Here is a 17,825-nt window from a genome sequence, read left to right as displayed (position 1 = left end):
CGTGGCCGGGTGGCGGCGTGAAAAATCATGGGCGCTACCGGCATGCGCACAGAGCGCAACGGTGCACGATCGCCCGTTCTGGCTGTTGCAGCGCGTGCTTCCCGGGTGCGCTTCGCTTGCCCGGTCTACGGATGCTCCGGGGACGCCACTTTGGTTGGTGGCGAGGCCACAAATGAAAAGGCCACCCGCTTGCGCCGGGTGGCCTTTCAGCAAACCTGCCGAGCCAAAGCCTCAGCGATGCGCCAGCGCGTAATCCAGAGCGCCGATCACCGCCGCAACCTGGGCGTCGTTGCACTGCTGCGGGGTCGCCTTGGCACTGTCCGGATAGACTTCGGTGGTGGTCGTGTAACGCGCACCGCTGACGCTGGCGCACAGGCCCAGCGCCTTCAGCGGATACTCGATGACGCCCTCTGCCACCACCGTCGAACCAATGATCTCGCCACGCTCGTCGGCCGGTGCCAGGTGGGTGACCTTGGCGACTTCCGCATTCACCGCCTGCTGGAACTGCGGCTGGCGGTTCTCCGTGTCATCCACCAGATAGAAGCCGTCAGGAATCTCGCCCGGCTCGAACGGCTTGCCGTCGCGCGCGGCCAGCGCCGGACGGAACTCGGTTTCGTCGGTGTCGGTGGTCTCGTGCAGATCGATATGCATCAGCACGCGCCCCTGCAAGGGAGCAACCAGCGCCATCAATGCAGCAGATTCCTGCGCCGGGCTGTTGTCCACGAAAGAGCGGTTCGGATCCAGCGCCAATGCATTCCAACGCTGGACACGCTCATAACCCCACGGGCTGACACAGGGCGCGATCAACAGGTTGCAGCGGCCGGCGTAGCGAGCGGCATGCTGATCGATGAATTGCACCGCGCCCTGCACGCCACTGGTCTCATAGCCGTGTACGCCACCGGTCACCAACATCACCGGCAAGGTGTCATCCCATTGAAGGCTGCGGATCGCGAACAGCGGATAACGACCCGACGGATAGTCCAGCTCACCGTATTGGGTGACATCGAAACGATCGCGCAGCGCATCGATTTTTTTAACCACCTCATCTGCATAGCTGCGCTGCACCTGCTGCTGTTCCAGCCACTGCGCGCGCTCCTGCTCGCCCCATGGCTTACCAGGGATACCAATGGGATAGAAAGCGGCATCAATGCTCATGCGCAGATCTCTTCAATACGGAGGATGGCGCGCACTGTACACCCAAGCCGAGAAAGCTTCAGGCTGCACGGCGCTTTGCATGAACGCAGGCTCAATTGCGTCGGTCACCTTTCACCTCGGATTTCATTGCGTGGGTGCAGGCTGGACGCACATTGGCGCAAAGCTGCGCTGCCAATAATCAGGAGTACCGACATGGGCAAGCTTCATATCACCCTGGCCTCGGCCGTTGCCGCGAGTGCAATGCTTCTCTCCGCCGGCGCCAACGCACAGACCTATGGCCCCCGCGATGAAGGCCGCCGTTTCAACGATGGCAGCCGCGTGGTCTGCAACAAGGTGGAAGTAGCCAACAATGCACGCGACCAGAACCGCGTTGCCGGCACCGCCACGGGTGCCGTGGTCGGCGGTCTGCTCGGCAACCAGGTCGGCAAAGGCAATGGCCGCAAGCTCGCCACGGTCGGCGGCGCGGTAGCCGGCGGCCTTGTCGGCCGCAACGTGCAGGGCCGCAACCAGGAGCGCAACGGCCAGCGCGTGGTCGAGACCCGCTGCGAACGGGTTTATCGCTGACGGATCCAGCACCCTGCAAAGCAACAAAGGCCCCGTCAGGGGCCTTTGTTTTCAACGATGGTGGTGATCACGCCTTGCTTTCGAGCAGACGGGCGATGTCTTCGTCCTTCTGCAACCACAGGCCATTCATCCACTGCTGGAACTGCGCGCGGAAGTTGCGATCTTCCTGGTAGTTGCGGCCGATGAACTCGGCGGGGATCGGCAGCTTGCGCACCAGCACCTTCACCTCCGGCAGGCGGTTGGCCATCAGGTCCATCATCGAAGGAATGCCCTTCGGGTAGACAATGGTCACGTCCAGCAAGGCATGCAGGCCCTTGCCCATCGCATCCAGCACGAAGGCCACGCCGCCGGACTTGGGCTTGAGCAGATGCTTGAACGGCGAGCTCTGCGAAGCGTGCTTGGCAGGCGTGAAACGGGTGCCTTCAACGAAGTTCATCACCGCCACTGGAATGCTGGCGAACTTCTCGCAGGCCTTGCGCGTCACTTCCATGTCACGCCGCCCCAGCTCGGGGTTCTTGGCGATCTGCTTGCGGTTGTAGCGGCCCATGAACGGGAAATCCAACGCCCACCAGGCCAGGCCCAGCACCGGCACCCAGAACAGCGAGCGCTTCAGGAAGAAGCGCAGCAGCGGGATGCGGCGGTTGAACACTTTCTGCAACACCAGGATATCGACCCAGCTCTGGTGGTTGGCCAGCACCAGATAGTGCCCGTCGCGGTCCAGGCCCTCGGTGCCACTGACCGTGAAACGGGTGGCGGTGAACGCATGGATCATTGCGCTGTTGACTGCGATCCAGCTTTCCGCCAATCCGGTCAACAGCGGATTGCAGGCCCGGCGCACCGACTTCAGCGGCAACACCGCCTTGAACAGCGCCACCACGAACAACGGCAGGCAATGGGCCAGCGTATTGATCACGATCAACGGGAAAATCAGAGCCACGCGCAACCACACCATGGAAATAACCGCGGGGAGCGACCCCAAGACCCAAAGAAGCACAGGGTAGCAAAACCGTCGCATCAGGTTTCATCCCGAACGGCTGGCAGGACCCGGCAACATCGCGCAACGCACGGCAATCACCGCCATTTCCGGCCGCTGACAGTAGCCGACCCCGCAGCGCTTAATGCCTTGGAATCCGCCTCCGCCAGTTGCGTCCAGCGGACTGCTACAGATGGGAATGCCCCCAAACCCAGCTGCCTGCAACGGCCGGCGACGGATCGGCCGCCCCCTACCGCAGCCGCATGCCCTTGCGGAAGCACGGCGCTTGGGGCTCGATTCCGCCCCAAGCGCCGTCAAAGCCGTGGCGAGTACCTGACAGCAGGGTTTGGCAGTCATCGCGGTTGCCCGCCCGACACAACGGCCAGCGCGCCGACGAATCCGATGGGTGCTGGCGGCCGTGCCAGTGGCTACGCGTATTCAGGATTTGTCCGTCATCAACGGCCAGCGCCCACCCCTGTCCTTGGAGCGGCTGCGCGCCGACCAGAGTGGGTCGCGCCCTGACATACGCAGTAATCTGGACGCGGCATAATCCCAGCCTTCGTATTTGTCGTACTGCCCATGCCCTTCAAGTTGCCGCCGCTCGGCGAAGTCCTGGATCTGCTGCCCGACGCAGTGTGCATGGTTGCCCCCGACGGCGAACTGCTGATGGTCAATGCCGCTTTCGAGACCATCTTCGGCTACACCCCCGCCGAGGCCAAAGGCCGGCAGATCATGGATCTGGTGCATCCGGAAGACCGCGCCGCCACCGAACAGTCGGCGCTGGACGTGATGGCAGGCCGGCCACGCTCCAACTTCCGCAACCGCTACATCCGCAAGGATGGCAGCGTGGTCGACATCCAATGGTCGGCCAAATGGCTGCCGGAATACGGCATCCGCATCGGCGTCGGCCATGAGGTAACCGCACTGCGTGGGATAGAGCGACAGCTGGAACACCTGGCCAGCCACGACGCGCTGACCGGCCTGCCCAACCGTTACCACCTGCGGCGCGAGCTGGAAGCGGCACTGGAGCGTGCGGGGCGCGACGGCAGCGGACTGGCACTGCTCTACATCGATCTGGATGGTTTCAAAGCTGCCAACGACCGTTATGGGCATGAAGCTGGTGATCGCTTGCTACGTGATGCCGCCCGCCAGCTACGCGACGGCCTGCGCCAGAACGACCTCATCGCCCGCGTCGGCGGCGACGAGTTCGTTGCCGTGCTGCCGGCCTGCGCCAGCCCCAACGATGCCCTGAACATCGCCACTGCCCTACGTGCGCGGCTGGCCTTGCTGCAGAGCCTTGGCAGCGACACCCCGCAGATCGACGCCAGCGTGGGCGTGGCCTGCTTCCCCGCCGACGGCAATGACGCCGATGCACTGCTGCGCCATGCCGATGCCGCCATGTATGCCGCCAAGGCGAAGAAGCGCCTTGCCAACTCTGCCGCGGATCGCGCCTCCAACCCGATTTCCTGATCCAATGGCTGTTCCCGTGCCGAGGCAGCATGGGGAGGCAAAGGTGACGCCGTCCCATCCCACCAGCCATCCGGCCCGTGACTGAGATATGCCTTGCAGCGTGCGCGCCATCGCCAGAACCAAACCTATTTACGGAATGGGTTCTGCTTGCATACGCGAATGGGCCTTATTGGACCGACTGGACCTGGATCTGCGCGCTGGACGTTCGATTTCCCAACTCAATGATCTCATCAGCATGTAGGTTCGCGACCTTGTCTTTTATCCTGGCAATGCCAAGGCGTTGCAGCTCAGGATTGCCCGCTACCTCATACGCCGAATTCACACCGGCCAGATTGATCTGAAGCATGGCCACCAGGAGCTTCTGCTTCTTCGCGGCACTGACTGACTCGATCATCTGTTCCCAACTGGACTCGGCTGCCGCATCGGAAGATGCGTCCAATCGAACAGGTTCCCTGGCGAAGGCGCTAGCTGCAGCCAGGACGCAGAGGAGGACGGGAACGGCAAAAAATCTGCTTTTCAAAATGCTCTTCCATGAAGTCTGATATCGGCCCTATTCTGCATCACGCCTTCAGTTCCAGGGTATTTCGCCCTTGACCACCTTGGCGCTGAGTTCCAACGATGCTTCACCTGGCAGGCCCGGATAGCGCTGCTTCATCGCCGCAATCAGCGCGTTCGAATCCTTGGCCTTTGCCGCTTCCTCGTCGAAGGCGCGGATGTAGTTGGCAGTGAATTCAACCGCTGCCAGGTCCTGTGGCGCGCCTTCCGCATAGTGACCGGGAATCACCCGGGCCGGCGACAGGTCCTTGATCTGTTGCAGCGCGGCCAGCCAATCCTGCCGCGACTGCGGCGTCTGCGTATCGGCCATGAACACGTGCGAGCCGGCATCCACCAGCACGCCGCCCATCACCGTACCGATCGATGGCACCCACACGACCGTACGCTGCGGGCTGGCGCCGTCCAGGCCGACCACCTTCAACTCCTGCCCCTCCAGCTGCAGGGCGTTGCCCTGCAAGGGTGAAGGCACCAGCACCTGTTTGGGTGCATTGGCGCCCAGCTGTGGCCCCCATATCTTCAGCTTCTCATCCTTGCTGGCCTGGATATGCGCGATGGTCTGCGGCGTGGCCAGGATCTGCGCATCGGGGAATGCAGCGTGCAAGGTCTCCAGGCCGAAGTAGTAGTCCGGATCACCGTGGCTGATGTAGATCGTGGTCAGCTTCTTGCCCGAGGCCTTGATCATCTCGACCAGCTTGGCCGCATCAGCGGTGGAGAACTGCGCATCGACCAGTACCGCGTCACGCCCACCGGTCAGCAACTCGGAAGACACCGCGAAGATGCCGCTCTGGCCTGGGTTGAACACGGCCACCTGCAGCGGCTGCTGCGTACCGTCCCGGTCGGTGGAAGTGGCCGCTGCTGGTGCTGCCGCATCCGCTCCCGCAGCAGCTTGCGTTGCCGCGTCCTGCTTGCCGCAAGCGGACAATGCAGCCAGCACTGCTGCTGCACCCAGCACATGGCGTATCGATACCTTGCGCAAATTCATCATCATTCTCCGTTCGCCCGTGGTGGAGCTCGTCGCCATGCGAGGTTGTCGGCGGGTGGAGCCGCACTACTGCCACTGCCACCAACGATGCCAATGCTGACCATGCTGCCGTTATCGGCATGTAAAGCACGCCATCTTTTCTGCGGCCATATCGGCACACGGTGCCGGCAGCCTGCGTTGCATGCAAGGCACAGTTCAAGCGCGGACAAAGTAGCAGCACCTGCAACCGCACGCTAAGCTGCACGGACCTGCCCCGGCCCGGACACGAAGACCAATGAGCCGCAAGTCCAAGCAAGGCATTTTCCGTGTCCGATGGTCGTTGCTGGTAGTACTGACGGTCTGTTTCGCCAGCCTGGCGCTCGCCTCCGATCCACGCCAGGCAATCGACGATGCCCTGGCGCACGGCCTGCGCCCTTCCGTATTGCCCTTGCATGCCCCGCTCCCTCATTGGTCGCTAGCAGAACGCATGGAAAAACACAGCGTTCCGGGTACGTCGGTGGCGGTGATCCGTGATGGAAAGCTCGTCTATGCGCGCGGTTTCGGCACACGCCAGGCCGGCAGCAATGCCCCTGTGGATGCTGACACCTTGTTCTCCGTGGGCTCGGTAAGCAAGGTCGTGACCGCCGCGGTCAGCTTGCGCGAAGTCGCCGACGGCCGCCTCGACCTGGACCGCAGCGTCAACGGCTACCTGCACTCCTGGAAGATCCCCGCTGGCGCCGGCGTCGACCCGGACACAATCAGCCTACGGATGCTGATGTCGCATACCGCAGGCCTGGGCGTGTGGGGGTTTGAGGATTACCAACCCGGCGAAACACTGCCTACCCTGCTACAAACCTTGAACGGCCAAGCGCCGGCGAAGAATGCAGCGGTACGCATCCAGTTCACGCCGGGTAGCCGCATGCTTTATTCCGGCGGCGGCGTCACCATCGAGCAACTGCTGCTGCAGGACACCAGCGGCAAATCGTTCGCGCAACTGGCGGACGAACGCGTGTTTGGCCCGATCGGCATGTCGCGCAGCACCTTCGTCAATCCGCTCCCCGCCGACACCCGCAATGTTGCCCATGCCCATGACAAACAGGGGCAACCCACAGCCCTGCCCAGGGGCTGGGAAAGCTTTCCGGAGCAGGCTGCCTCCGGTCTTTGGACCAGTGCCAATGACCTGGGGCGTTTCGTCGCGACATTGCTCAACGCCTACCGTGGGCAAGACGCGTTTCTTCCCCAGCCTCTGGCCATTGCGATGATGACCGAAGTGGCGCCCAGCCAGCATGGGCTTGGCCCACGCCTGGAGGGCGAAGGCAGGTCCCGTGTATTCCACCATGGCGGCAGCAATGACAGTTACCGCGCCTGGATCGAGGGCTACCCCGCCAGCGGCGACGGCTTCGTGATACTCACCAATGGCACCAATGGCGGCAGGCTGGCAGCGGAGCTGCGTAACGCATTGACCGACATCAGCGGCATCAATCCGGTCCTGCGCACCATGCAGCTGACAACCACAGCGTTGGCCGATTTCGAAGGCAACTATCTTCTGGCTCCCAACCTACCGAGCAGCGTCACAGGAAACATGGGCGGTTACTTCGATCACGACCGTTTCCGGGTGACAGTGGACGATGACATGCTCGTCGTGTCGCAAGCTGACGAAACCCCGCGTCGCTTGCAAGCGCTGACGCCTACCCGCTTCGTCAACCCTGCTGGCGACGCCACGCAGCCGCGGTTCGAATTCCTGCGTGGCGCGGACGGCAAGGTGCAAGGCCTTCGTGTGCAACGGGAGGGTGGCCAACTGCACTTCAACAAGCTGCAATCCAGTCCAAGCCAACCCTGAGATGCGCAGCCCATGACATCATTCGGGCACCTTGTTGGAACTGCCGGTAATGAGCACCGAACACGAAGATCTGGAACGTATCCATAACCATGCCTACGCGGCAGTGGATGATGGCCACCTCAACGATGCCACGCGCGCTTTCGACGTGCTGCTGCAACACCATCCAGACAACCCGTTCTACCACTATATGCGTGGGCTGGCCTTGAAATACCAGATGGACTGGGCCGGATCGCTGCGGGACAACCTGCGCGCCATCGAACTGGCAGAGGAGTTCAGCCAGGCCCAGCACTGGAACGCCGCCATCGCGGCGACCGGCCTTGGCCAATGGACGACAGTGCGCGAACTATGGGCCGCCTGCGATATCACCCTGCCCGAAGGTGAAGGCCCCATCGACGGCAACTTCGGCGTCGCCGTGGTACGCCTCAATCCATGGAGTGCCGGCGAGACGGTGTTCATGCGCCGCATCGACCCAGTACGCGCACGCATCCTCAACGTGCCGCTGCCGGAGAGCGGCCACCGCTTCGGTGACATCGTGCTGCACGACGGGGCGCCCACCGGCGCACGCTTCGATGGCGAGCGCGAGGTGCATGTATTCAACGAACTGGAGCGACTGGAGCCATCCGAGTTCCAGACCTTCGTGGTGTTCGTGCGCGCAGACAGCGCCGAGGACATCGACGCCTTGCTGCGTGCCGGTGCACCCGGCATCGGCTACGCCGAAGACTGGACCCGCAGCATCCGCCATTACTGCCTGCGTTGCAGCTACGGCGCGCCGCACAGCCATGCACCGAAGCCAGATGAAGACACGGTATGGCAGCGTGAGCGCAACCTCGGCATCGCAGCGCAGAGCCGGCTATCCGTCGAGAAGCTGCTGAAGGATTGGGTGGCCGGCAATGCTGGTCGCCATCTGGACGCCATCGAAACCCGCGAGTGTCCGCAGCCGGTCCGCGAGGACGGTCATGCCTGGTGGTTGTCGCCCGAAGATGAAGATCAGGACGAAGACGCGCAAGGCGACGAAGAGGAATAAGCCCCGGGCAGCAACGACGTGACGGCACTCCGCCACGTCGTTGCGCGAATCATGCCCCGGTCAGCACCGGCGCCAGCAACCGGAAGGTTCCGGCGTCTGCATCCATTTCGACGTTGCCGCCGACCGGCACGATGAACTGCTCCTTGATGTGGCCGATCATCGCACCGCGGTAAGCGGGAATCTTCAGCGGCAGGATGTAATCGTCGAAGATCTGGTCCAGGGTCAATGAGCCATAGCCGTCGCCCGGCGAACAATCGGTGCACTCACCGAAGATGAAGCCGGCGATCTTGTCCAGTGCGCCCATCAGCTTCAAGGTGCTGAACATGCGGTCGATGCGATACGGCGCTTCGGCCACGTCCTCCAGGAACAGTATCTTGCCGGCGAAATCCGGCAGATAAGGCGAGCCGGCCAGTGCAGTGAGCACGGTCAGGTTGCCACCAATCAGTTCACCTTGCGCCTTGCCGCCACGGATGGTCAGCGTGCGGTTGTCGCGCGGCACCAGCTCGTCGTCGCTCTCGCTGCGGTTCTGGTACTGCATCAGCTCGTGTTTGAAGAACAGCCGATCGAACTGATCAACGTTGAAGCGATTCCAGCTGCCTGCGCCGATCTGCCCGTGGAAGGTCACCAGGCCGGTCTTGGCCTGGATCGCGCAATGCAGCGCAGTGATGTCCGAGTAACCGAGCAGCACCTTGGGATTGGCGCGGATACGCTCGTAGTCGAGCAGCGGCAACAGACGTGCGGCACCAGAGCCGCCGCGCACACAGATGATGGCCTTGACCTGCTTGTCGCCGAACATCGCATTGAGATCGCCGGCGCGTTCGGCATCGGTGCCGGCCAGGTGGCCATGGCGGGCGGCGTAATGCGCGCCGGTTTTGACCACGAAGCCAAGGGCTTCCATCGCCTCGCGCGCCAACTGCAGGCTGAGCCGCTCGCTGCTGGCTGAGGATGGACTGACCAGGCCCACCGTGTCGCCCTTGTTGAGCCCGGCTGCCAGCAACTGCCCGCGGGTGGTGGCCATCGCTCCCTGCAAGCCAAGCAGCGGCACCGCCGCCGCCAGCGCCGTACCACCGATGAAACGCCGTCGATCCATGTTGCTACCTGTTACCGGAATGTCAGCCCAAGAGTAACAGCGCACCGCGACGCCTGTAGCGCCGAGCCATGCTCGGCTGGGGCTGTGCCGATAGCTCCAACTGTAGAGCCGAGCCATGCTCGGCTGGGGCTTTACCGATACGGCCCCTGCCGTGCATGGCTCGGCACTACATCTCTGGCGCTTACATATTGCGGCGGTACTCACCGCCCACGTCGTACAGGGCGTGACTGATCTGGCCGAGACTGTGCGTCTTCACCGCTTCGATCAGCGCTTCAAACACGTTGCGACGATCACGCGCGGTCTTCTGCAGATAGCCCAAGCCGTGACCATCGTGCGCGTCGTGATCCGTCGCTGCGCCTTCGATCTCATGCGAATGCGAGGTCTCGCCCGCCGGTGCCAGCGCATTACGATTCCGCTGCCAGGTGTGCACGTTCTCGATCTGCTGGCCCTTTTCTTCCTCGGTGGAACGGATCAGTTCGATCTCGGTCGCCACTTCGCCCGCATGCTCCTTGGGCAGGAACATGTTGACGCCGACCAGCGGCAGACTGCCATCGTGCTTCTTGTGCTCGTAGTACAGCGACTCTTCCTGGATCTTTCCGCGCTGGTACATGGTGTCCATCGCACCGAGTACACCGCCGCGCTCGCTGATAGCCTCGAATTCCTTGTAGACGGCTTCTTCGACGATGTCGGTAAGTTTGTCGACGATGAAACTGCCCTGCCACGGGTTCTCGCAGAAGTTCAGCCCCAGCTCCTTGTTGATGATCATCTGGATCGCCACCGCACGGCGCACGCTTTCCTCGGTCGGCGTGGTGATCGCCTCGTCATAGGCGTTGGTGTGCAGGCTGTTGCAGTTGTCGAACAAGGCATACAGCGCCTGCAGCGTGGTGCGGATGTCGTTGAACTGGATTTCCTGCGCGTGCAGCGAGCGGCCCGAGGTCTGGATGTGGTATTTCATCATCTGGCTGCGCTCGTTGGCGCCGTAGCGCTCACGCATTGCACGCGCCCAGATGCGGCGGGCCACGCGGCCGATCACCGTGTATTCCGGGTCCATGCCGTTGGAGAAGAAGAACGACAGGTTGGGCGCGAAGTCGTCGATCTTCATTCCTCGCGCGAGGTAGTACTCGACGATGGTGAAGCCATTCGACAGGGTGAAGGCCAATTGGCTGATCGGGTTCGCACCGGCCTCGGCGATGTGGTACCCGGAGATCGACACCGAGTAGAAGTTACGCACCTTGTGGTCGACGAAGTACTGCTGGATATCCCCCATCATCCGCAGCGCGAACTCGGTGGAGAAGATACAGGTGTTTTGCGCCTGGTCTTCCTTGAGGATATCGGCCTGCACCGTGCCACGCACCGTGGACAGGGTTTCTGCCTTGATCCGCGCATAGGTTTCGGCGTCCACCAGCTGATCGCCGGTCACGCCAAGCAGCGCCAAACCGAGGCCATTGTTGGTAGGCGGCAAGTCACCGTGATACTGCGGACGGCTGCGGCCTTCGAAGAGCTTCGCGATCTTCTGCTCCGCTTCGGCCCAGCGCGCGGGATCTTCCTGCAGATACTTCTCGATCTGCTGGTCGACAGCGGTGTTCATGAACATCGCCAGGATCATCGGTGCCGGGCCATTGATGGTCATCGACACCGAGGTGGTCGGCGCGCACAGGTCGAAGCCGGAGTACAGCTTCTTCATGTCGTCCAGGGTGGGGATGTTGACGCCGGAGTTGCCGATCTTGCCGTAGATGTCCGGGCGCGGCGCCGGGTCTTCGCCATACAGGGTGACGCTGTCGAACGCGGTGGACAGACGCGCGGCCGGCTGGCCAACGCTCAGGTAGTGGAAGCGGCGATTGGTGCGCTCGGGCGTACCTTCACCGGCAAACATGCGGATCGGGTCTTCGCCGCTGCGGCGATACGGGTAGACGCCACCGGTATACGGATAGGAACCCGGCAGGTTTTCCTTCTGCAGGAACACCAGCAGCTCGCCCCAGCTGCGGTAGGTGGGCGCGGCTATCTTGGGGATCTGCTGGTGGCTGAGCGACTCGCGGTAGTTCTCGACGCGAATGGTCTTGCCGCGCACCTGGTATTCATTGACCGGATCGGTGATCGACTTCAGCCGTGCCGGCCATTCGCGCAGCAAGCGCAGCGCATCCGAGTCCAGCGACTGCACCGCGTCGTTGTAACGCTGGCGCAGGGTGCGGATGCTGTTGTCGACGCCCGCATCGGTGAGCGCATCACCTGAATACAGATCCAGGGCGCCCGGCTGGGCGGCATCACCCAGCTCCTTCAGTGCTTGCCAAAGGCTCTGCGCACGTTCGGCCACCTCGGCCTGAGACTCGATGCGGGCATTGATGCCGCGGCCCTGCTCGGCGATCTCGGCCAGATAACGCACGCGCGCACCGGGTATCAGCACGGTCGCACGGGGCTCCTTCAAGGTGGTATCGATCTGCGGCTGCAGGCCGGCGTCTGCCTTGGCCTTCTCGCGCAGCAGACGGCACAGGTTGGCGAACATCCAGCTGATGCCCGGATCATTGAACTGGCTGGCGATGGTCGGGTAAACCGGCACATCCTCGTCCTTCATGGTGAAGGCGACGCGGTTGCGCTTCCATTGTTTGCGTACATCACGCAGTGCGTCTTCGGCGCCGCGCTTGTCGAACTTGTTCAGCACCACCAGCTCGGCGTAATCGAGCATGTCGATCTTTTCCAGCTGGCTGGGTGCGCCGAAGTCGCTGGTCATCACGTACATCGGGAAGTCGACCAGATCGACGATTTCCGAATCACTCTGGCCGATACCGGCGGTCTCGACGATCACCAGATCAAAGTGCAACGACTTCAGGAAACCGATGCAATCACGCAGCACCGTATTGATCGCCGCATGCTGCCGGCGGGTTGCCATCGAACGCATGTAGACGCGCTTGGAGCGCAGTGAGTTCATGCGGATGCGATCGCCCAGCAGCGCACCACCGGTACGACGCCGGGTCGGGTCGACCGAGATCACCGCAATGCGCATCTGCGGGAAGCTGGCCAGGAAGCGGTTGAGCAGTTCGTCAGTGACCGACGACTTGCCCGCGCCACCGGTGCCGGTAATACCAATGACCGGCGTCTTGCCTGCAGCCAACTGCCACTGCTTGCGCAGCAAGCCCAGTTCGGCCTCACCGTGATTGGCGTCCTCCAACTGCGACAGCACGCGGCCGATGCCGATCTCATCCTCGATTGACGGCGCTTCCGCATGCACGTCGCGGGCGGCAGCTTCGCGGGCCTTGCCAGCACGCGCCACCACGTCCTCGATCATCTCCACCAGCCCCATCTTCATGCCGTCGTTGGGGTGGTAGATGCGCTCCACGCCATAGGCCTGCAGCTCGCGGATCTCTTCCGGGGTGATGGTGCCGCCACCGCCGCCGAACACCTTGATATGACCAGCGCCACGCTCCTTGAGCATGTCGACCATGTATTTGAAGTACTCCACGTGCCCGCCCTGGTAGGACGACAGGGCGATGGCGTCCGCGTCTTCCTGCAGTGCGGCGCGCACCACGTCTTCCACGCTGCGGTTGTGGCCGAGGTGGATCACCTCCGCGCCCTGCGCCTGGATCAGGCGGCGCATGATGTTGATGGCGGCATCATGGCCATCGAACAGGCTGGCGGCGGTGACGAAGCGCAGCGGGGTGGTTTCAGGCTGCGCCTGCGGGAGCTGGGAGGCGGGGGTACTCATGGGCCGTGCAACATCCGGTTTCTATTGCAACCGATAATAGAACCGCCGCCCCCGCAGGTCAGGTTGCAGCGCAGCGTGACCTTTTGCCGGTTTGGGCTATCGCTGGGGCCGGCGCCGCCCATATCGGCAAAACCAGACGCCGCCAGCGGTAGGCCGGGCTGAACACTCCCCTACCGGGAATGGATTAGAATGGCGCTCCGCGACCCCCGTCCCTGCCAATGACGAAGTCGCATTTTTTGTTTTCCGGCCAGCCATTTGGCTACACGATCACTGACGTTGTGGCAGATACGCCATCGGAGCTTGCATGCTTTTCGAAACCCTCGAGACTTCCGGCCATGAGCAGGTTGTGTTCTGCCAGAACCGCGACGCCGGCCTGAAGGCGATCATCGCCATCCACAACACCACCCTCGGTCCGGCCCTGGGAGGCGTACGCATGCGCCCCTACGCCAACACCGATGACGCGCTGCGCGACGTCCTGCGCCTGAGCCGCACCATGACCTACAAGAACGCCCTGGCCGGGCTGAATGTGGGTGGCGGCAAGGCGGTGATCATCGGCGACCCGAAGACCGCCAAGAGCGAAGTGCTGTTCCGCGCCTTTGGCCGTCAGGTCGAAGCGCTGGCCGGCCGTTACATCACCGCAGAGGACGTCGGCACCGACGTCAACGACATGGAAAACATCTACCTGGAAACCGGTTTCGTCACCGGCGTGCACCAGGTCCATGGCGGCTCCGGCGATCCGGCCCCGTTTACCGCCTACGGCGCGTTGCAGGCGCTGATGGCCTCGGTCAAACGCAAATTCGGCCATGAGGAAATCGGCAAGCTCAGCATTGCCGTGCAGGGTCTGGGCCATATCGGCATGGAACTGGTGAAGCTGCTACGCGAGCGTGGCGCCAAGCTCTACGTCACCGACCTGGACCCGGTGCTGGTGCAGAAGGCCGTTACTGAATACGGCTGCGAAGCGGTCAAGCCCGATGCCATCTACGACGTCGCCGCTGACGTGTTCGCCCCCTGCGCGATGGAAGGCGCCATCGACATGAGCACACTGGAGCGGCTCAAGGCCAAGGTCATCTGTGGCACCGCCAACAACCAGCTTGCCAGCCATGCCGTCGGCGATGAGCTGTACAAGCGCGGCGTACTGTGGGCACCGGACTATGCAGTCAATGCCGGCGGCGTGATGAACGTGTCGCTGGAGATCGACGGCTACAACCGCGAGCGCGCGATGCGCCTGATCCGCAGCATTTACCACAACCTCGGCAAGATCTTCGACCAGTCCGAGCGCGATGACGTCTCGCCGCAGCGCGCGGCCGACCGCATCGCCGAAAGCCGACTGGAAGCGATCGGTAAACTGAAAATGCCGATGGGCCGTTCGGTGCCGCGCATGAACCGTCTGCGCGGCGAGTAAACAAGGCTCGACAACGCAGAAGGCGGGCGATCATCTCGCCCGCCTTCTGCTTTCAAGCAACCCAGAACCGCTGCCGGATCAGAACGCCTGCTGCAGACGCAGCGACACCTGCCGGTTGTCACCGCGCGGGCCGAAGCGCTGGTCATAGCCCAGTGACAGGCGCGTATTACGGGTCAGCCACGAGTCCACCGACAGGCCGAACAAACCGCCCGAACGCGACGGCTGCAGGCCGGCGATCGGTGCCCAGGCATCCACGCCGACAAAGCTGGCATCCAGGCTCAGGCCATTGCCACCCAGCGCCTGCTGCCATTCGGCATAGCCGTTGAATGCCACCCGCTTCCACAGGTACTGCCCACGCAAGCCGGCCAAAGCCTGCACCCGGCTGCTGCTCCAGTCATCGGCGCGCAGCCCGAAGCCGTAGCCACCCTGTTCGTTGAAAGCGCCACCATCAATGCGCGTGTAGTCCGCGCCCAGATAAGGTGTCAGCTGCGCCTTGCCATGGCCTAGCCGATAACCGGCCTCGACGCTGCTGGACAGGAAGTTGCCGCTGTAACGCGCATGCACCCCGGCGCGCTCGGAACCCAGCAACAAACCGCGATCCAGCTCACGCTGGTACTGGCCAAACCCAGCCTGGCCCAGCACATAGGCATCACCGCGCTGCCAGCCAGCGTAGAGCTGCGACTGGGTTTGACGGTCGCGACTGCGATCCTGGGTCACGCCACCACTGGTATTGGCACGGGTCTCACCGAACGCGAAACCCAGCACCGCATTGCCTGACAACGCGGTTTCGCCGCCCATCATCCAACCGCCAACGCTGTAGTCACTGCCCAGATAACCGCCCTGCCCGCCGCCACCCAGGCTGCGCATCCACACACCACTGGCTGCCGGCCGCGCACCAGCCTCGGCGAACTGGCTGGACAGCGCACGCCGGCTCATGTCGATGCTGTCGAAAGTCATCGCCGTGGCGGTGGCATGGGCTTGCCCGGACAGACTTTCCAGGCTCTGGGCCAGGCCGGCAAAGCCGCCACCAACACCTTGCACCGATGCCGCCGCCGAGCCAAACGCCGTAGCCTGAAGACCGGCATCGGTATCCAGCAGCTCGAACGCCTGCTCCACCCGCTGCGCTGCCGACATCGCGCGCAAGCCAACGCTGGCAGCGTTTGCCGCCGTAGTGACACTGACACGGTCCAACTGCAGCCAAGCGTTATTGGCGTCATAGCCGTACTGGGTCTGCAGCAAGGTAACGCCGGTGCTGCCGGTAGCCGGTGTTGCGAATTGCCCGCTGATACCTCCGCCAGCATGCAGCAGGTCCTGGCGGCGACCGTCCTGCGGCACATAGCCGGCGACCGCACCATTTACCGTCACCCCACCATCCAGGCTCGCCGTTCCTGTGACCTGCAAGGCATTGGAACCAAGCGCAACCATCAAGCGTGCGCCCGAGCGCTGCACGTAGTTGCCCTCGATCGTTGCCGAGCCCTCATTGCTGAGCACAATCACGCTGGCGCCGTTGTCCACGTTGCCGACCACGCGCGTGGTGCCCGCCATGAACTGCAGTGCCGCAGCCGAAGGATTGGACTGCGCATCGATGCTGACATTGGAACGGATCGAGCCGCCGTCACGCAGCGCAAGCGTGCCCTGCTGGATACGGGTGGCACCGGCATAGGTGTTGGCAGCCGACAAGCCCAACGATCCGCTGCCGGATTTCACCAGGCCGCCGGCACCGCTGATCGGATTGCTCCATATCGAATTGAGCCCGAGCTGACTCACATTGACCTTGATATCACCCCAATCAGCCTTGCCCGGCCCCTTCACCGCCTTGCCGACATTGAGCAGGCCATAGCCGAACACCGCATCCGGCCCGACCTCACCCAGGTCGGTCGCAGTCCCCAGCAGCGTCTGCCGAACCAGGTCATTGTTGAAGTAAGGGAACGCCTGCCATACCAGCGCTGCCGCACCCGAGACCAAGGGCGCCGCATAGGAGGTGCCACTGCCGTAGTAATAAGACAGATTATTGGCCGTGCTGTTATGACCAACGAACGCTACGGTACCCGGCGCTACCAGGCAGTAATTCTTGGCGACGCCGCAGGCGTTTGAGTAGGACGCCAACGCCGTCGGCTTGGCGGTATCCAAGGCCGCCACCGCCAACCAGCCGCGTTCCAGGTCGGCCGCCGGATAGGTGCCGGGGCTGCCAACCTTGCTCGGCAACGCCGCCATGTCGGAGGGATTGGGCTTCGATTCGTTGCCGGTGGCGAACACCACCAGACCATCATTGTTGTTGATGAAAGGACGGTACTCGTTGGCAATCTCCGCCGTCACGTTCGCCCGGGTCCAGTACAGGCCGCCCCAGGAGTTGTTCATGATGCGCATGCCATCGCGGATCAGGTCCGCATGCACCGAAGCCATGCCCAGCGCACCGGTCACTTCATTGCCATTGCCGGAACCATCATCGGTTGGCGATTTGTCGGCGATGATGCGCGCGGACAGGATCTGCGCGCCCGGCGCGACGCCACCCGGCCACCGTCCGGTCGCCGCGCCAGCGGCCAGCTGTGCAACCGTGGTGCCATGCCCAACCACATCATCCACCGACAAGTTGTTCTGTGCGGGATTGAGATAGTTGTGGTTGGCCAGCACGCGTCCTGCCAGCGCTGGATGGTTGCGCATCACTCCTGAGTCGATCACGCCGATCCGGTAGCCCTCACCGGTCAGACCCATGGCGTGCGCCGCCGGCGTATTGGTCAATGCCAGATGCGCATCAAACGCGGGCTGGGGGGTCACGGGTGGCGTTGTAGTGGGTGGTGGCGTCACCGGTGGCGTCACCGGCGGCGGATCGGATTTGGGCCCGCTACCACTGCCGCAGGCTGCCAACGCCAGCGCCAATGAACTGGCCAACGCGCCGCGCACCAGATTGCTGCTAACCATTGCACTACTCATTCCCTTGCTCCCCTTCCTATGGATGATTCGCCAATTCAGGTATTACCTGATCCCGGTAGCACTCCGGCTACCTTCTATACTGCAACGACAATCCACTGCCTGTGGGGATGTGCCGTTGGTCCAATGTGCCCGATCCCGCAGACGTTCGATAATTGCCGCAAGG

12 protein-coding genes are annotated in these 17,825 nt (G+C 63.1%); 5 read left to right on the top strand and 7 right to left on the bottom strand.

Going from position 1 to position 17,825, the window contains the following annotated elements; all coding sequences use genetic code 11:
- Positions 1-231: 231 nt before the first annotated feature.
- Positions 232-1,155: a M14 family metallopeptidase gene (locus tag ACVOLS_RS08055; RefSeq protein WP_481545188.1), complete on the bottom strand. Its 924-nt coding sequence runs from the start codon at positions 1,153-1,155 to the stop codon at positions 232-234.
- 240 nt (positions 1,156-1,395) lie between these two features.
- Between ACVOLS_RS08055 and ACVOLS_RS08050 the strand changes: the two genes are divergently transcribed.
- Positions 1,396-1,719 carry a glycine zipper 2TM domain-containing protein gene (locus ACVOLS_RS08050; protein ID WP_405051683.1) on the top strand — a complete coding sequence of 108 codons (324 nt, stop codon included), beginning with the start codon at positions 1,396-1,398 and terminating at the stop codon, positions 1,717-1,719.
- Between the two features lie 67 nt (positions 1,720-1,786).
- On the opposite strand, the gene ACVOLS_RS08045 is transcribed toward ACVOLS_RS08050, so the two are convergent.
- On the bottom strand, positions 1,787-2,671 hold the full coding sequence (locus ACVOLS_RS08045; protein WP_481545187.1) for an acyltransferase: 885 nt from the start codon (positions 2,669-2,671) through the stop codon (positions 1,787-1,789).
- Between the two features lie 600 nt (positions 2,672-3,271).
- Here ACVOLS_RS08045 and ACVOLS_RS08040 point away from each other — a divergent pair.
- Positions 3,272-4,162, top strand: coding sequence for a diguanylate cyclase domain-containing protein (locus ACVOLS_RS08040; protein WP_481545186.1), 891 nt, complete (start codon positions 3,272-3,274; stop codon positions 4,160-4,162).
- Between the two features lie 166 nt (positions 4,163-4,328).
- On the opposite strand, the gene ACVOLS_RS08035 is transcribed toward ACVOLS_RS08040, so the two are convergent.
- Together ACVOLS_RS08035 and ACVOLS_RS08030 are read right to left on the bottom strand one after the other, a co-directional pair.
- Positions 4,329-4,601, bottom strand: a complete 273-nt coding sequence (locus ACVOLS_RS08035) for a hypothetical protein (RefSeq protein ID WP_481545185.1) — start codon at positions 4,599-4,601, stop codon at positions 4,329-4,331.
- Positions 4,602-4,730: 129 nt separating this feature from the next.
- Entirely contained in the window at positions 4,731-5,702 is a 972-nt protein-coding gene (locus tag ACVOLS_RS08030) for an MBL fold metallo-hydrolase (RefSeq protein ID WP_481545184.1), read from the bottom strand.
- Positions 5,703-5,973: 271 nt separating this feature from the next.
- Between ACVOLS_RS08030 and ACVOLS_RS08025 the strand changes: the two genes are divergently transcribed.
- Together ACVOLS_RS08025 and ACVOLS_RS08020 are read left to right on the top strand one after the other, a co-directional pair.
- Positions 5,974-7,518: a serine hydrolase domain-containing protein gene (locus ACVOLS_RS08025; protein ID WP_481545183.1), complete on the top strand. Its 1,545-nt coding sequence runs from the start codon at positions 5,974-5,976 to the stop codon at positions 7,516-7,518.
- A 49-nt stretch (positions 7,519-7,567) separates the two neighbouring features.
- Positions 7,568-8,542, top strand: coding sequence for a tetratricopeptide repeat protein (locus ACVOLS_RS08020; RefSeq protein ID WP_481545182.1), 975 nt, complete (start codon positions 7,568-7,570; stop codon positions 8,540-8,542).
- 49 nt (positions 8,543-8,591) lie between these two features.
- Here ACVOLS_RS08020 and ACVOLS_RS08015 read toward each other — a convergent pair whose 3' ends face one another.
- Both ACVOLS_RS08015 and ACVOLS_RS08010 read right to left on the bottom strand, forming a co-directional pair.
- Positions 8,592-9,632, bottom strand: a complete 1,041-nt coding sequence (locus ACVOLS_RS08015; RefSeq protein ID WP_481545181.1) for a S66 peptidase family protein — start codon at positions 9,630-9,632, stop codon at positions 8,592-8,594.
- Positions 9,633-9,813: 181 nt separating this feature from the next.
- Positions 9,814-13,329 carry a methylmalonyl-CoA mutase family protein gene (locus ACVOLS_RS08010; protein WP_481545180.1) on the bottom strand — a complete coding sequence of 1,172 codons (3,516 nt, stop codon included), beginning with the start codon at positions 13,327-13,329 and terminating at the stop codon, positions 9,814-9,816.
- 304 nt (positions 13,330-13,633) lie between these two features.
- Between ACVOLS_RS08010 and ACVOLS_RS08005 the strand changes: the two genes are divergently transcribed.
- Positions 13,634-14,731, top strand: a complete 1,098-nt coding sequence (locus ACVOLS_RS08005; protein ID WP_481545179.1) for a Glu/Leu/Phe/Val family dehydrogenase — start codon at positions 13,634-13,636, stop codon at positions 14,729-14,731.
- A 78-nt stretch (positions 14,732-14,809) separates the two neighbouring features.
- Here the strand turns inward: ACVOLS_RS08005 and ACVOLS_RS08000 are convergent, their stop codons facing one another.
- Complete coding sequence (locus ACVOLS_RS08000; RefSeq protein WP_481545219.1) at positions 14,810-17,650, bottom strand: S8 family serine peptidase; 2,841 nt, start codon at positions 17,648-17,650, stop codon at positions 14,810-14,812.
- Positions 17,651-17,825 lie beyond the last annotated feature (175 nt).

The sequence above is a fragment of the Stenotrophomonas sp. STEN038 genome, assembly GCF_056759895.1.
This window is presented reverse-complemented; position numbering and strand designations above follow the sequence as displayed.

Excerpts from the sequence above, each read along its gene's own strand:
- ACVOLS_RS08015 (WP_481545181.1), bottom strand. The coding sequence starts at position 9,632 with ATGGATCGACGGCGTTTCATCGGTGGTACGGCGCTGGCGGCGGCGGTG.
- ACVOLS_RS08020 (WP_481545182.1), top strand. The coding sequence starts at position 7,568 with ATGAGCACCGAACACGAAGATCTGGAACGTATCCATAACCATGCCTAC.
- ACVOLS_RS08010 (WP_481545180.1), bottom strand. The coding sequence starts at position 13,329 with ATGAGTACCCCCGCCTCCCAGCTCCCGCAGGCGCAGCCTGAAACCACC.
- ACVOLS_RS08025 (WP_481545183.1), top strand. The coding sequence starts at position 5,974 with ATGAGCCGCAAGTCCAAGCAAGGCATTTTCCGTGTCCGATGGTCGTTG.
- ACVOLS_RS08030 (WP_481545184.1), bottom strand. The coding sequence starts at position 5,702 with ATGATGAATTTGCGCAAGGTATCGATACGCCATGTGCTGGGTGCAGCA.
- ACVOLS_RS08050 (WP_405051683.1), top strand. The coding sequence starts at position 1,396 with ATGCTTCTCTCCGCCGGCGCCAACGCACAGACCTATGGCCCCCGCGAT.
- ACVOLS_RS08045 (WP_481545187.1), bottom strand. The coding sequence starts at position 2,671 with ATGGTGTGGTTGCGCGTGGCTCTGATTTTCCCGTTGATCGTGATCAAT.
- ACVOLS_RS08000 (WP_481545219.1), bottom strand. The coding sequence starts at position 17,650 with ATGGTTAGCAGCAATCTGGTGCGCGGCGCGTTGGCCAGTTCATTGGCG.
- ACVOLS_RS08055 (WP_481545188.1), bottom strand. The coding sequence starts at position 1,155 with ATGAGCATTGATGCCGCTTTCTATCCCATTGGTATCCCTGGTAAGCCA.
- ACVOLS_RS08005 (WP_481545179.1), top strand. The coding sequence starts at position 13,634 with ATGCTTTTCGAAACCCTCGAGACTTCCGGCCATGAGCAGGTTGTGTTC.
- ACVOLS_RS08040 (WP_481545186.1), top strand. The coding sequence starts at position 3,272 with ATGCCCTTCAAGTTGCCGCCGCTCGGCGAAGTCCTGGATCTGCTGCCC.